Here is a 14,407-nt window from a genome sequence, read left to right as displayed (position 1 = left end):
AAAAAGACTGCCATATTTCGGCAGTCTTAGTCGATAAACTCAAATTCATATTCAAGGATTTTTACAATATCTCCGTCTTTTGCACCACGTGCACGAAGGGCTTCATCAATACCCATTCCGCGCATTTGGCGAGCGAAACGACGTACAGATTCATCACGTGAGAAGTCTGTCATCTTGAATGTTTTCTCAATATCATAACCAGAGATAACAAACGTGCCATCACTTTCACGTGTAATTTCAAATTTAACACCTTCAGTATCAAATTTGTACATTACACTTGTATCAGACTCATCCGCAACTTCATGTATTGGGAATTCTGGTGTTGTTTCTATTAAGTTCGCTACTTCAAACAGTAAGTCACGAACACCTTGTTTCGTTACAGCTGAGATTGGGAAGATTTTTACTTCGTCTCCCACTTTCTCTTTAAATGCTTGTAAGTTTTCTTCTGCATCTGGCATATCCATTTTGTTTGCAACAACAACTTGTGGACGCTCCGTTAAGCGAAGATTGTATTCTTTTAATTCATTATTAATCGTTACGTAATCTTCATATGGATCACGGCCTTCTAAACCAGACATATCAATAACATGCACGATTACACGTGTACGCTCAATATGACGTAAGAATTGGTGTCCAAGTCCGACGCCAGCATGTGCGCCTTCAATTAGTCCAGGAAGGTCAGCCATAACGAAGCTGCGGTTATCACCAGTCTCAACAACACCAAGGTTTGGAACGATTGTTGTGAAGTGATACTCTGCAATTTTCGGACGTGCTGATGATACGACAGATAATAATGTAGATTTACCTACACTTGGGAATCCAACAAGTCCAACGTCTGCTAGTACTTTCAGTTCTAGAATGACATCACGCTCTTGACCTGGCTCCCCGTTCTCAGCGATTTCTGGCGCTGGATTCGTAGCTGTTGCAAAACGTGAGTTACCACGACCACCGCGGCCACCTTTTGCAATTACAGCCGTTTGCCCATGCGTTACTAAATCGGCAAGAATTTGACCAGTTTTTTCATCTTTTACTACTGTTCCTGGTGGAACCTTTACAAGTAAATCTTCAGATTTACGTCCGTGCTGCCCTTTACTCATTCCGTGCTGACCACGATCAGCTTTGAAATGACGTTGGTAGCGGAAGTCCATTAATGTACGTAAGCCTTCCTCAACAACAAAAACAACATCTGCACCTTTACCACCGTCGCCACCTGCTGGGCCACCTTTTGGTACATACTTCTCACGACGATACGCAACCATTCCGTTACCACCGTCGCCGCCTTTTACATATATCTTGACCTGATCTACAAACATTATTTCACCACACTTTTTTCAATTGGTTGTAATATAACTGAGACTTCTTCGTCTCTTACTGTATAAGAAATGGAATACCATTTATTGTTTTGGTTCGCAAGCCAATTCTGTAGTTCTTCTACACTCGTTAGCTTACCACGAAAATCAAAAAAGAAACGAGCATTCTCCGCGTCACATTCAATTGTGATACAAACATAATTTTCAACATATACGTCTAAACTATGCTGAAGCATTGAGAAAAATTGATTCGTCCATGTACATACAGTCTCATCTAAGTGAGATAAGTTATGTAAATTCCCTAATACTTCGTACTCCAATAAGCACGGCTGCTGTTTCCAATTATATGTTAAAATCCACTCTGAAAATAAAGGCATAGATAGCCCTATCAGATTGGATTCTTGTCTCGCTTCTTGGACAAAACGATCGATGAGACTATGAATTTCTTCCACTTTTCCAAGGGAAAGGTTTCCTTTCACCATCTGCATACGATTGAGCCAATCATGTCTTGAATGGCGCAATGCATCTATAATTGTCCATTTTTTATTCATTTAGATACCCCTTAATATAGAAAAACTCTAACCTGCACTCAGGTTAGAGTTTTCCGTGAGTTCTTATGCTTCTTGAGCAACAGGATATACGCTCACTTGTTTGCGGTCACGGCCAAGACGCTCAAAGCGTACTACGCCGTCAACTTTCGCGTATAAAGTGTCATCGCCACCACGACCAACGTTAACACCTGGATAAATTTTTGTACCGCGTTGACGGTAAAGAATTGAACCACCTGTAACCGTTTGACCATCTGCGCGTTTAGCACCAAGACGTTTTGACTGAGAGTCACGACCGTTCTTTGTACTACCTACACCTTTCTTAGATGCGAAAAACTGAAGATCTAATCTTAACATACGTTACACCTCCTGCACTTTTTCTATTAAACGGATATACTTTCCGTAATCAAGTTCGATCGTCTTAAGCGAAACAACCAATCCTTCTAAAAGTATTTGTGCTTTTTCTGCTGCATGAACGTCTAAATCATTAGGCAATTCATACGTTAAGAATCCGCCATCACTTCCGAGTTCAATAGTTGCCTGCACATTACAAAGTTCTTCCACTGCATTTATAGAACCAAACACAACCGCTGTAGTTCCAGCACAGACAAGATCTTGTCCATGTGGCGCATAATCGGCATGTCCAGTCATTTTAAATGATTGGATACGTCCTAATTTCGTGCGACTTATCGTAATTTTAATCATGTTAACCAGAATTAAGCGTTGATAGCTTCAACAACTAGCTTAGTGTAAGGTTGACGATGACCTTGTTTCTTACGATTGTTCTTTTTCGCTTTGTATTTGAAAACGATGATTTTCTTAGCGCGACCTTGTTTTTCTACTTTCGCAGTAACTGTTGCACCTTCTACAACTGGGCTACCAACTTTAACGTTTTCGCCACCAACGAAAAGAACTTTGTCAAAAGTAACAGTTTCACCAGCTTCAACATCTAATTTTTCAATGTAGATTGCTTGACCAGCTTCAACTTTAATTTGTTTTCCACCTGTTTCGATAATTGCGTACATACTTGCACCTCCTCTTAATTACTAAGACTCGCCAAAAACGAGGTAGACATAAAATGCCTTTAGGGAACCTGTCTTGTGCGGTTGTAGCATATAGCCGTTTAGGTGCTATAAACTATAACATAAAGATGTTATCATGAATCATAGACGGTTGTCAATGAAAGTTCTACTAACTATTTTTTCCGCTCTACAATTTCTTTTTTACTTCCAAAACGGATAATTGCATACTTTTCGATCATATCATCTTTGAAATAAATTTCAAATGGAATATTTTTTTGTAATTCTTTTTGTAAAAATTGTTTTTGCAGTCCTTTAGGTGCAGAGATTAATACTGCCTCATCTTCTATATTACCATATGTGATTAGTTCTCTCTCTAGCTCATACGCAATCGTTTCATATGACATCACATACCCTGTCGCTTTGCACGGTGCACACTCTTCAAGTAATACGTCGCGTAAAGAATGTTTCTTACGTTTACGTGTCATCTCTAAAATCCCTAACTCTGTAAATCCGAGTACTCTTGTATATGTGCGATCATTTTGCATAGCAGCCATGAGACATTCTCTTATCTTTTCTTTATCTTCTCTTCTTTTCATATTAATAAAATCAATTAATATCATACCACCGATATCACGCAATCTTAATTGACGTGCGATCTCTTCAGCTGCCACTTCATTTGTACGAAGGACTGTATCTTGTAAATTTTGTTTTCCAGTAAACTTACCCGTATTCACATCAATTACAGTCATCGTCTCCATTTGTTCCACAATTAAATAAGCACCATTTGGGAGCCAAACAATTTTTTGAAGTGCTTTCTCAATCTCACGCTCTATGCCAAAATGGTTAAACATTGAAGATTTTTCATTATAAAAAGATACTTTTTCTTTACCGACTTTTTCTTCTAATTCTTTTACTATACTTCTTGTATCTACAACTACTTTTTCAATCGTTTCAATTGGATTCTCTTGAAATACACGATCTAAAAAGGTTGCCGGTCGATGGACTAGTAACGGTGCCTTTCCTTGGCCCTCTTTTCTTTTTAACTCTTCATATAACTGCTGTAATCTTTGCATTTCAGCTTGTATTTCTTCAATTTCTCCTTTTTCAGAAGCTGAGCGGAAAATATAACCTCCTGTCCCTTCTACTTCAATTTGGAGTAATTGTTGCCTTCTTTTATTGTTTTTTATTTTCCGAGAAACCGCACGCATTTCATCATATGGCATATAAACGACATATTTTCCGGTAAATTCTATATTTGCTGTCAATTTTGGCCCTTTCGTATCAATTGCCTCTTTTACAACTTGTACAAGTACCGCTTGTCCTTCATGTATATGATAAGAAGATGGTACATCATCGTACGAAAGATACGCATGTTTTTCTAAACCTATATTTACAAAAGCTGCATTCATTCCAGCAATCGTTCTTACGATACGTCCAACATAAATATGCCCAACAATCTCTTGTTCTTCATTTCGTTTCCATAAAAACTCAACAATTTTCTTCTTCTCTTCAATTGCAACGCGTTTTTCCGATCCAGCGTAGTTCATATATAACGTTTTCAAAATACTTTCCTCACTTTATAATCTTCTTTGCTTTTACAATAATAAAAGGTTAGTGCTAACGTCAACACTAACCGATTAATTCTTCAACAGATGAAGTTGTTCGTTTTTCAGTAAAATACGCATAAAGCAATTCATTTTCATCCAATGTGTAATGTTCTTTATATTTTCCGCGAACGATAATAGAATGCTTATAGCCTCTACGAAATTTTGTGAATATCTTATATAAATGATCTTCTGATTGCACCTCAATTGGTGCAATCTTTTCAATTCCTCTTTTGTTCCCATAATAACGTTCTAATAAAAAACGCATAAAGGCATACCGTCTTTGCTTCCATTCTTGATATAACGACACCGCTAAAAATATGAGTAGTACCCACATCATAATATTGTTACTATTCCAAAGTAACTGCCATCCTAGTATGACACTAAAAAAAACACATGATAATTTCATCATCTTTTCATGTGCTTGTAAATAAGGAAAACGATATGATAGTACGTTAAACAATACTTTTCCACCATCAAGAGGCCAAATAGGTAGTAAATTAAATGCTAAAATAATTATATTATTCCACATAAAGAAATAATATAATTCCGCATGAAGCCAACCAGCTTCAAACAACATATAGCCTACCGCCATCATCCAAATATGTTGAATTGGTCCTGCAATTACGACAACTAGTTCCTCTTTCAATGATTTATTCCCATGTTCCTCAAGCTCAGCCACACCACCAAACGGCAAAAGTTGAATCTTCTTAATACGCCAATTATAGTGTGCCGCTGCAAAAGCATGCCCAAGTTCATGGATGAGAACGATACAAAATAACAGTAGTAACTCTTTAAAACGTGCCGTGAAAATACCAATGACAATAATAACCCAAAACAACGGATGCACTGAAATCTTTGTTAAAACATCTCTATATTTAATCAAATGAAATCACCTGAATCGGATCAATAAATTTTTCGTCCTTTTTTATTGCGAAATAAAACTTACCATTTTTATTATTCGCATCATTATTCACTGTTCCAATTTTTTGTTTCTTTGAAACGTAATCATATAATTTCACTGACATATCATTTAAGTTTGCATACCATGACTCCGTACCATCTGCATGCTGAATTTGAACTGTATTACCAAGTTCCTCTTTCTTGCCTGCAAAAATAACTAGCCCTTCATTCACTGACTCAACAGTTGCATTTGTAGCTGTTTGTACAAATACACCTTGGCCATTTTTTTGAAACCCTTGCATCACCTTTCCGGAAGCAGGAATGGCATAATCTTTTTGCTGAATCGTTTCTTCTTTTTTCTCATTAGGCGAATAGAACACGAGCGGTTTTCCAAACTGTTTTTCGTACCATTTCGCTACAGTAGCAAACTGAAATTCTTCTTTCATCACTTTTTCTGTAACAGCTTTAGCACCGTCGAAAGAAACTGGTGCATTCTTATATAAAATAGCGACAGAAAGAACTAATATTGCTGATAACAATACTTTGAAGAAAAACACTTCTTTTCGAAATAAAGGATGAATTTCCTTTTCTCCATCTTCAATAAATACTGTTTCACTATCAAAATTCCCTCCAGCAAAATACTGCTCTTCCTCCATCCTTTCTTGCTCTGCCTTCCTCTTCGCAATCCGTTTTTTAATTTCTTCTACACGTCTATTCTTCATACTGTCTCCTTTCTTTCGTTAAGCTAATGTACATAGAAACAGTTGTATACAGTTTGTACATATGTATGAGCTAGGTATGGAAGATATTCGTGTGAAGAAAAAAGAAAGCACTCCGCAAATATGCGAAGTGCTTTTAACGGATTCCAAAGAAGTTTTTCACCTTTGTAAATACCGATACCTTTTCTTGTTCAAATGCTTGTAATGGGACATTCTCACCCAACAAACGTCTTGCAATATTACGATAAGCTAACGCTGCTTTTCCGCTCGGTTGCAACGCTACAGGCTCACCTGTATTTGTAGCACGAATAACTTCATCATCATCTTCGACAACACCAAGAAGCTCGATTGACAATGTACGTACGATTTCATCAACATCTAACATATCCTGTTCATGAAGCATATGACTACGCACACGATTAATAACAAGTTTCGGTGGTTCAATATCCTCTTTTTCTAAAAGCCCAATAATACGATCCGCATCACGCATTGAGGATACTTCTGGTGTCGTAACAACGATTGCTTTATCCGCACCAGCTACCGCATTTTTAAATCCCTGCTCAATCCCCGCAGGACAATCAATTAATATGTAATCATAATCTTGACGTAATACTTGTATTAATTCATCCATTTGTTCAGGTGTTACCGCTGATTTATCACTCGTTTGTGCTGCAGGTAATAAATAAAGATCATCAAAACGTTTATCTTTAATAAGAGCCTGAGGTAAACGGCAACGCCCTTCAACGACATCAACAAGATCAAATACAATACGATTTTCCAGCCCCATTACTACGTCTAAGTTTCGAAGACCGATATCTGTGTCAATTAAGCACACTTTCTTTCCAGATAACGCTAAGGCTGTACCAATGTTCGCAGACGTTGTAGTTTTACCTACACCGCCTTTTCCAGATGTAATTACTATTGCCTCTCCCACAGCTATACAATTCCCCTTTCTAACTTTGTTAAATTAGGTCTAAGATGAGTGAGAAGTTGCAGTCGATCGACAACAATGTGATTGTTCTCATTAATATACGCACATTCTGCCGCCTCCGCTCCGTCTTCTTTCTCTTCCGGAGCCCGCATTGCCACATCACTAATTCGAAGTTGCATCGGGTTCATAACAGATGCAGCGATTACAGCATCCGAATCCCCATAATACCCAGCATGCGCAATTCCTCTTAATGATCCTACGACAAAAATATTCCCCCCAGCGATAACCGTTCCGCCTGGATTAACATCACCAATTAACAATAAATTTCCTTTTACATGTAAAACTTGTCCAGAGCGAACAATTTTGGAAATAGGGACAATTTCTGTTTCTTCTTTCCAAGCTATTGCTTCCTCTTTCGTTATAACATCACTTTCAATCGAATCCACAACGAGATTCTTTTTATTACGAATTAACGTACGAATCTCTTCTTGTTGGACTTCTGTTAAATAACGATTTCCCACTTTCACATGCACTTCAATTAAAGAGCGTCCATCACCATCATAGTAATGAGTAGAAAGCTTTTCATCCAATTCCTTCAGTAATTCAGAGAATGAACAACAATCATCTAAATGAAGCGTTATCCCGTCTTTTGTCCCTTTTATTGTTACATTTTGTTGCTTTTTTTCTTCCACTAAAGTTCACCCCACCGATTCAATTCGACATAAAATTAGAAAATCCTTTTTTCTTTTTCTTCCATCGCTTTTGAAAGACGCACTAAATATCGTCTCAGTGGGAAACAAACTATCAATAAGAAAATTGCATTTAGCAATAAAGTAGACAGGAGACGATCTGTGAAAAAGACATACGCCGACATATGAGTACGTCCTAACAAAGTTAAAAATCCATACACATAATACTCTAATGCTGCAATGCTAGCTAGTACGATAGAGACAACAATAAATAAATTCAATTGTAGTACCTTCATCACACTATAAACTAAATAAGCTAAAATCGGATACGCAAAAATATATATACCGACAAGTTCCGTGTATACGGTATCAAATAAGAAACCAAATAATAGTCCGTAATAAATCCCTTGGACCGGACTGTAGTACACAGTAACAAAACATAACACTATGATAAAGAAATGAGGTGCTGCTATACTGTCTTTCCAAAAAACTGCTGTTGGAACAATAGTAGCAAACATATTTTCAAATAAAAAAACAAAAAGGAGCAAAAGAGGAAGAGCTGCTCTTTTTAAAATCTTCATCATCTCTTCTCCCCCTCCTATTCTAATGGCGCTGAAGGCGTTTCACGTTTCGCAACCATAATATGCTCTACGTCATTTAAATCAGCGGCAGGTTTTACATAAGCTGTTTTTGTTAAACCGTATGGATCCGGCTGAACATCAACGATTTTTCCAATTACAAGACCTTTCGGGAAAATATCACCAAGTCCAGATGTTACAACTAATTGATCTGCTTTTACGTCTGCATCAGAGCCAATCTTTGTGAAAAGAAGTAAGTGCTTTTCTTTGTCATAACCTTCAATCAATCCAAAGATTTTCTCATCACCTTGTACGATAGCAGAAACACGATTTGTTCGGCTCATAGAGCTTAATAACTCTACTGATGATGTAAACTGAGATACACTTTTCACTCGTCCAACTAAACCTTGTGGAGTTACTACAGCCATATCTTTTTTAATTCCTTGCTGTGCTCCTTTGTCAATACCAACTAAATCGTACCATTTATCTGGATTACGCGAAACAACAGTAGCTGGAATTTCAGTATATTGGCTATTTAACTCTTTTTTACCCGTTAACTCTTGTAACTTCTTGTTATCATCTTCTAATTGTTTTACTTTCCCTGATAGACCTGCATAATTGTCTAATTTTGCTTTTAATTCTTTATTCTCTTCATACGTGCGCTTTACATCCTCTACATTTTCGAAGAATCCAGCTACGTATTTCGCTGGCTTTTGGAATACACGTTCTACCACACCGACAGTGTCTTTAACAAACTGCTCTGGCCATGTTAAACTGTTCCGTTCTTTCAATGAGATTCCAATCAATGCCACGAGAAGAATAATACTAACTAACAAAACAATTAATCTTTTGTTTAAGAAAAACTGTGGCACGTTCACACCCTCTTAATTTCATTGATTTTTATTTTGCAATATTATCGAGCAGCAGTTTTGAAAAGATCGATATTGTCTAATGCTTTACCCGTTCCAATTGCTACGCAATCTAATGGATCTTCTGCAACAAGAACTGGCATATTTGTTTCTTCACTAATTACTTTATCTAAATTACGTAGTAATGCTCCGCCACCTGTTAATACGATACCACGGTCCATAATATCTGCCGCTAATTCAGGTGGAGTTTTCTCCAACGTATTTTTAACAGATTCTACAATTGCATCTACTGTATCTTTTAATGCATCTGCAATTTCTTCTGGTTGAATTAGCACTGTTTTTGGCAAACCACTTACTAAATCTCGACCGCGAATTTCCATAGGCTCAATACCTTCTGGCTCGCCTGCAGAACCGATCTCTAATTTTAATGCTTCAGCTGTTCTTTCACCGATCATTAAGTTGTAGCTTTTCTTAATGTACTGAATGATTGAATCATCCATATCATCACCAGCAACACGAACTGATTGACTTGTTACAATACCGCCTAAAGAAATGATTGCAACTTCTGTTGTACCGCCACCGATATCAACAACCATACTACCAGTTGGTTCCCAAACAGGTAAGTTTGCACCAATTGCTGCTGCAAATGGTTCTTCGATAGGATAAGCATCACGAGCACCAGCTTGACGAGTCGCATCGATTACTGCACGTCTTTCTACAGCTGTAATACCAGATGGTACACATACCATTACATAAGGCTTACGTGAGAAGAATCCATTTGATTTTTGAGCTTGTTGAATGTAATATTTCATCATTGTTGCTGTTGTTTCGTAATCAGCAATTACACCGTCTTTCATCGGGCGAAGTGCCACAACGTTTCCTGGTGTACGACCAATCATTTGTTTTGCATCGCTACCTACAGCAACGATTTGTTTCGTATCAGTTTGTAACGCTACTACTGAAGGTTCACGTAAAACTACACCTTTTCCTTTTACATATACAAGCGTGTTCGCAGTTCCTAAGTCTATTCCAAGATCGCGAGTAAAGCCACCAAATCCAAACATATTATTTATCTTCCTTTCTTGTTTTCACGGACTCATTTTTTCTTACTTTATATTATAAAAACAGTACGTTTTTTATATCTTTATCCTTTTTGTAGATAATTTTCTACAAAAAACTCATAAATCACATTATAAAACAAAATAAGTAAAAAGCATAGTCTTAAATATGACCTTTTTCCTTTAAACTCACGAATTTATGGTCACCTATTATAATATGATCGAGCACTTCAATTCCGATAATCCGGCCGCATTCTACTAAGCGTTTTGTTACTTCAATATCTTCTCGGCTCGGCGCGGGGTCTCCTGAGGGATGGTTATGAAGACATATGATAGAGGCTGCTGCACGGCGAAACGCTTCTTTAAAAACTTCCCTTGGATGTACAATTGATGAGTTTAAACTTCCAATGAAAATCGTTTGCCTATGTATAACTTGATTCTTTGTGTTCAAATATAGACATACAAAATGCTCCTGCTGCAGGAAGCGCATTTCTTCCATCATATATCTGGCGCAATCTTCCGGGCTTCGAATGCTGTATTTATTTTGATATTCTAACCGCACCATTCTTCTACCGAGTTCAAAAGCAGCTATAAGCTGCGTTGCCTTTGCAACCCCGACACCATGTATACTGACAAGCTCTTCTAACGTTGCATCTTTCAACATACGTAAACCATCAAAGTGATGTAAAATTTTATCTGATAACTTCAAAACTGTTTCTTCTTTAGAACCTGTTCTGAGTAACACTGCAAGAAGCTCCCGATTGGATAAACTTCCAGCTCCCTCTAACAATAAACGCTCCCGTGGCTGTTCTTCTTTGACAACATCACGAATACCGTTCATTTCTCCACCCCTTTATTTGTTCTCTCAAAGAAAATCCCATGCAGTTTTACGCATGGGTTACATCAATATTAAATTGTTTTAATTCCCGAACAAGACGTGAAATTGGTAACCCAACTACACTATAGTAGTCCCCTTGAATATGTTGAACAAAAATAGATCCTTTACCTTGAATCCCATAACTTCCTGCTTTATCCAAAGGCTCTTTTGATGCAATGTATGCGTCAATTTCCTCTTCTGTTAATTCCCAAAACGTAACTTCTGTACGCTCGTAAAAAGTGACTGTTTTGTCCTTTGCTATAATTGCAACACCAGTATACACTTCATGTGTTTTCCCTGATAATAATTGCAACATTTCTTTCGCCTCAGCCTCATTAGATGGCTTTCCAAGAATACGCGACTCATATGTAACAATTGTGTCTGCACCTAACACAATATGATCACTGTTATTTTCTGCTACCGCAGATGCTTTTTGCAGGGCAAGGGACATAACAATATCAGAAGGCGATGAATACGCACCAATCGTTTCTTCTACTTCACTTACAATAATTTCAAATGGCACACCCGCTAACTCAAGTAATTCCTTCCTGCGAGGTGATCCTGAAGCTAAAATAATTTTTTTCATATTTTCTCCTTCCTTTCTCACATGAAGCAGAATCATTTATATCAATCGTATCAAAGGAGTAGTTTGTCCACAAATAAAAGAAATATTATTTTCTCTAAACAAAATAATACTTCCTTACTAAAACACGATTATATTCCTGTCATAGAGAAAGCACTTTACTCTAAATTCAAAAGAAAAGAAAGAAGCATCTACACTTCTTCCTTCGTCATTTCATTATCCTATTATTTCACCTTTTGTGAAACAATTTTTTCGTATGAAAGTATACCATCAATGATAACTTGATTTAATTTCGCTAAAGATTCCTTATCACCTTTTCCGTCCTTCACTGTTTGCACAGCTACTGACGTGTACATATACAATTTCTTTGCTTCTTCCTGCTTCATACTTTTCCCTTCTTTTTCAATCGCTTTCCACTCTTTTTCGATTGCACTTATATCTTTTGCATTACCTTTTTCACTAGCTTGTACGCTAGAAGCATATTTTGCTAAATGAGTATATAATGGCTGTACTTTTGTTAAAAACGCCCCAACTTCTTTATCATCTTTCAGTAACGCTTTATCTGTTATATCCCAGTCCTTTTTCAATACGGAGACATTATCATTTTTATACTGCGTCATTAATTGGTTTATGCCTTGTTCATCGCCAGCAATACCAACAACTAATGCATACTTATCACCGCTCGGTTTTAAGGCTGCTACACCTCCATTACCTTTCCACTCTTCAAGAGCGGCCTGTCCCTTTTCTTCAGAAGAATAGATTCCTCCTTGAACAAAAAATAATTTCATTGGATCTAATGACGTTCCTGTCTGTGCTTTTGTTTTTTCCTCTTTTGGTGCTGGTGTTTGTTCTGCCGTTCCACCAACCTTTGATTCTTCCTTTCGCATCTGCTTCGAAGCTGTTACTTCACTTCCTCCTGTGGCACCTTGTCCTTTCAGTAACTGTAGCATCCCCATCCCAAACGTCGTACCAATAATAATTGCAGTTGCAACGATTGCAATTAACGTATTACTCCACTTCTTTCGATTTTTTTCCGTAGACGCTACTTTCGATTTTTGAAACGGAACAACGTTTTTTGGCCTTTCACTTTCTACTACCATCCAGTCAAATTCATCTTTCTTCTTCTCCTCATACTTCGCTTCTGTTCCATTCACTTTCACTGAGATCGTTCGTGATTGCTTGTCCATACACTCACACCTCACCTCTTATCGTTGTCCGCATCATATCATATTCATTTCACAAAAAAACGAGATATTTGTCAGAGGAATTCGCCAAATAACCCTATATATTTATCTTATATGTATGCATTTGACTTCATTTGTAGAACAAAAAAACTAGATAGCAAAGACTATCTAGTTTTTTTCGCGAATATATTTTCGAACTTCCGAAATGAAATAAAGAGAACCTGTTATGATAAAAACATCATTTTCTCCAAGCATTTCAACCTTCGTATCAATTGCCTCTTTCCAATTTTCAAAAACTAATTTTGACTCTTTCTTTGAATACGATGCAAGCTCGCCTGCTAAAATAGCACGATCAAAGGCGAATGTTGTAAAAATAATTTCATCGGCGATGGTTTCTAATTGACCTACCATATTGTGCAATTGTTTATCACCAAGGGCAGTAAATAAAACTATTACATTTTTAGCTTTGTAATGTGATTCTACCGTTTTCACAAGACTTTCAATACCTTCTGGGTTATGAGCACCATCTATAATAATATCCGGATTACTTTGCAGTTTTTCAAAGCGCCCCACCCAATACGCTTCCTGTAATCCAGTTCTTATTTCTTCTTCCTCAATTAAAAATGATAAGTATGTTTTTACATACATGACTGCCATAAGTGCAAGTGCTGCGTTTCCTACTTGATGGCTGCCTTTCATTGAAATTCGCACATCTTCAAAAGAGGCGAAAGGGCAAGTGAAATCGAACTGTTCTCCATCTTCGCTAGACTGTTTATGTAACGATGTAAAATGGTTGCCCATCTCGTATAAATTTGCATGATTTTCCTTTGCAACTTTTTGAATGACTTGCAGCGCTTCCTCATCTTGCACACCAGTAATAACCGGAACACCAGACTTAATAATCCCCGCCTTTTCATATGCAATTTCTCCTAGTGTATTACCTAAAATATGCATATGATCGTGACCGATATTCGTAATAATCGTGAGAACTGGATGAATCACATTCGTAGAATCAAAGCGCCCTCCAAGCCCTGTTTCAAATAAAACAACATCACAGAAATTAACTTTACCGAAATAACAAATTGCCATAACAGTAATAATTTCAAACTCAGTCGCTTCCCCTAAATCCGTCTCATCTAGTTTTTCAACGACTGGCTTTACCATCTTTACAAGTTCAGTAATCTCTTCATCTGCAATTGGTGTTCCATTCACACTAATACGCTCGTTAAATGTTTCAATGTAAGGGGAGGTAAATGTTCCTACCTTATATTTTGCATTTTCTAACATGTAACGCATATATGTTAACGTTGAACCTTTTCCATTTGTACCAGCAAGGTGAACACATTTTATGTGACGCTCTGGATTTCCGAGCTCTTCTAGCATCCATCTCATTCTTTCTAATCCTGGTTTAATACCAAATTTCAATCGACTATGAATCCAGCCTATCGCTTCTTCGTATGTATGTATCACGTATGCTTTCCCCTTTCAAAAGACAACCTTCATCATTCTATTATACGCAAAGAAAAGAGACT

17 protein-coding genes and 1 other annotated feature are annotated in these 14,407 nt (G+C 37.2%); all 17 genes read right to left on the bottom strand.

All coding sequences use genetic code 11. The features are described from left to right. Nucleotides 1-26 precede the first annotated feature (26 nt). The 17 genes from obgE to AC0NJG_RS04285 all read right to left on the bottom strand — a co-directional run bounded on the left by obgE (nt 27) and on the right by AC0NJG_RS04285 (nt 14,345). Nucleotides 27-1,313: a GTPase ObgE gene (obgE, locus tag AC0NJG_RS04365; RefSeq protein ID WP_087954202.1), complete on the bottom strand. Its 1,287-nt coding sequence runs from the start codon at nt 1,311-1,313 to the stop codon at nt 27-29. Continuing rightward, the gene (locus AC0NJG_RS04360) at nt 1,313-1,861 is read right to left on the bottom strand and encodes a sporulation initiation phosphotransferase B (RefSeq protein WP_087954201.1); all 549 of its coding nucleotides are present in this window, start codon (nt 1,859-1,861) and stop codon (nt 1,313-1,315) included. The genes obgE and AC0NJG_RS04360 overlap by 1 nt, the downstream gene beginning before the upstream one ends. Nucleotides 1,862-1,924: 63 nt before the next feature. After that, complete coding sequence (gene rpmA, locus AC0NJG_RS04355) at nt 1,925-2,215, bottom strand: 50S ribosomal protein L27 (protein WP_000944958.1); 291 nt, start codon at nt 2,213-2,215, stop codon at nt 1,925-1,927. A gap of 3 nt (nt 2,216-2,218) precedes the next feature. After that, entirely contained in the window at nt 2,219-2,563 is a 345-nt protein-coding gene (locus AC0NJG_RS04350) for a ribosomal-processing cysteine protease Prp (RefSeq protein ID WP_087954200.1), read from the bottom strand. Between the two features lie 11 nt (nt 2,564-2,574). Next, nucleotides 2,575-2,883, bottom strand: a complete 309-nt coding sequence (gene rplU, locus AC0NJG_RS04345; RefSeq protein WP_000270907.1) for a 50S ribosomal protein L21 — start codon at nt 2,881-2,883, stop codon at nt 2,575-2,577. 14 nt (nt 2,884-2,897) lie between these two features. Further along, nucleotides 2,898-2,976, bottom strand: a sequence feature (ribosomal protein L21 leader region). A gap of 77 nt (nt 2,977-3,053) precedes the next feature. Beyond that, a complete protein-coding gene (locus AC0NJG_RS04340) occupies nt 3,054-4,442 on the bottom strand; it encodes an Rne/Rng family ribonuclease (protein ID WP_087954199.1) in 1,389 nt (462 codons plus the stop codon). Between the two features lie 67 nt (nt 4,443-4,509). Continuing rightward, a complete protein-coding gene (spoIVFB, locus tag AC0NJG_RS04335; protein ID WP_000599049.1) occupies nt 4,510-5,370 on the bottom strand; it encodes a stage IV sporulation intramembrane metalloprotease SpoIVFB in 861 nt (286 codons plus the stop codon). Then, on the bottom strand, nt 5,363-6,109 hold the full coding sequence (gene spoIVFA / locus AC0NJG_RS04330; RefSeq protein ID WP_143881563.1) for a stage IV sporulation protein SpoIVFA: 747 nt from the start codon (nt 6,107-6,109) through the stop codon (nt 5,363-5,365). Before spoIVFA ends, spoIVFB begins: the two co-directional genes overlap by 8 nt. A gap of 133 nt (nt 6,110-6,242) precedes the next feature. Next, nucleotides 6,243-7,040, bottom strand: a complete 798-nt coding sequence (gene minD, locus AC0NJG_RS04325; protein ID WP_000503311.1) for a septum site-determining protein MinD — start codon at nt 7,038-7,040, stop codon at nt 6,243-6,245. A gap of 2 nt (nt 7,041-7,042) precedes the next feature. Continuing rightward, nucleotides 7,043-7,729: a septum site-determining protein MinC gene (minC, locus tag AC0NJG_RS04320; protein WP_000391517.1), complete on the bottom strand. Its 687-nt coding sequence runs from the start codon at nt 7,727-7,729 to the stop codon at nt 7,043-7,045. 35 nt (nt 7,730-7,764) lie between these two features. Continuing rightward, the gene (mreD, locus tag AC0NJG_RS04315; protein ID WP_000975752.1) at nt 7,765-8,310 is read right to left on the bottom strand and encodes a rod shape-determining protein MreD; all 546 of its coding nucleotides are present in this window, start codon (nt 8,308-8,310) and stop codon (nt 7,765-7,767) included. Between the two features lie 14 nt (nt 8,311-8,324). Further along, nucleotides 8,325-9,176, bottom strand: a complete 852-nt coding sequence (gene mreC / locus AC0NJG_RS04310) for a rod shape-determining protein MreC (RefSeq protein WP_308902247.1) — start codon at nt 9,174-9,176, stop codon at nt 8,325-8,327. A gap of 41 nt (nt 9,177-9,217) precedes the next feature. Further along, entirely contained in the window at nt 9,218-10,237 is a 1,020-nt protein-coding gene (mreB, locus tag AC0NJG_RS04305; protein ID WP_000466737.1) for a cell shape-determining protein MreB, read from the bottom strand. A gap of 157 nt (nt 10,238-10,394) precedes the next feature. Then, on the bottom strand, nt 10,395-11,072 hold the full coding sequence (radC, locus tag AC0NJG_RS04300; RefSeq protein ID WP_087954196.1) for a DNA repair protein RadC: 678 nt from the start codon (nt 11,070-11,072) through the stop codon (nt 10,395-10,397). A gap of 46 nt (nt 11,073-11,118) precedes the next feature. Beyond that, nucleotides 11,119-11,694 (bottom strand): Maf family protein, encoded by a 576-nt coding sequence (locus AC0NJG_RS04295; RefSeq protein WP_087995343.1) that lies wholly within the window; start codon nt 11,692-11,694, stop codon nt 11,119-11,121. A gap of 221 nt (nt 11,695-11,915) precedes the next feature. After that, entirely contained in the window at nt 11,916-12,878 is a 963-nt protein-coding gene (locus tag AC0NJG_RS04290; RefSeq protein WP_474062888.1) for a stage II sporulation protein B, read from the bottom strand. 165 nt (nt 12,879-13,043) lie between these two features. Further along, on the bottom strand, nt 13,044-14,345 hold the full coding sequence (locus AC0NJG_RS04285; RefSeq protein WP_088326774.1) for a bifunctional folylpolyglutamate synthase/dihydrofolate synthase: 1,302 nt from the start codon (nt 14,343-14,345) through the stop codon (nt 13,044-13,046). Between the last annotated feature and the right edge of the window lie 62 nt (nt 14,346-14,407).

The organism is Bacillus sp. SSR7 (genome assembly GCF_055902415.1).
The sequence above is the reverse complement of the archived record's forward strand: the minus strand, read 5'-3'. Positions and strand labels throughout refer to the sequence as shown.

Excerpts from the sequence above, each read along its gene's own strand:
- radC (WP_087954196.1), bottom strand. The coding sequence starts at position 11,072 with ATGAACGGTATTCGTGATGTTGTCAAAGAAGAACAGCCACGGGAGCGT.
- obgE (WP_087954202.1), bottom strand. The coding sequence starts at position 1,313 with ATGTTTGTAGATCAGGTCAAGATATATGTAAAAGGCGGCGACGGTGGT.
- rplU (WP_000270907.1), bottom strand. The coding sequence starts at position 2,883 with ATGTACGCAATTATCGAAACAGGTGGAAAACAAATTAAAGTTGAAGCT.
- mreB (WP_000466737.1), bottom strand. The coding sequence starts at position 10,237 with ATGTTTGGATTTGGTGGCTTTACTCGCGATCTTGGAATAGACTTAGGA.
- AC0NJG_RS04290 (WP_474062888.1), bottom strand. The coding sequence starts at position 12,878 with ATGGACAAGCAATCACGAACGATCTCAGTGAAAGTGAATGGAACAGAA.
- AC0NJG_RS04360 (WP_087954201.1), bottom strand. The coding sequence starts at position 1,861 with ATGAATAAAAAATGGACAATTATAGATGCATTGCGCCATTCAAGACAT.
- AC0NJG_RS04350 (WP_087954200.1), bottom strand. The coding sequence starts at position 2,563 with ATGATTAAAATTACGATAAGTCGCACGAAATTAGGACGTATCCAATCA.
- rpmA (WP_000944958.1), bottom strand. The coding sequence starts at position 2,215 with ATGTTAAGATTAGATCTTCAGTTTTTCGCATCTAAGAAAGGTGTAGGT.
- mreD (WP_000975752.1), bottom strand. The coding sequence starts at position 8,310 with ATGATGAAGATTTTAAAAAGAGCAGCTCTTCCTCTTTTGCTCCTTTTT.
- AC0NJG_RS04295 (WP_087995343.1), bottom strand. The coding sequence starts at position 11,694 with ATGAAAAAAATTATTTTAGCTTCAGGATCACCTCGCAGGAAGGAATTA.
- spoIVFA (WP_143881563.1), bottom strand. The coding sequence starts at position 6,109 with ATGAAGAATAGACGTGTAGAAGAAATTAAAAAACGGATTGCGAAGAGG.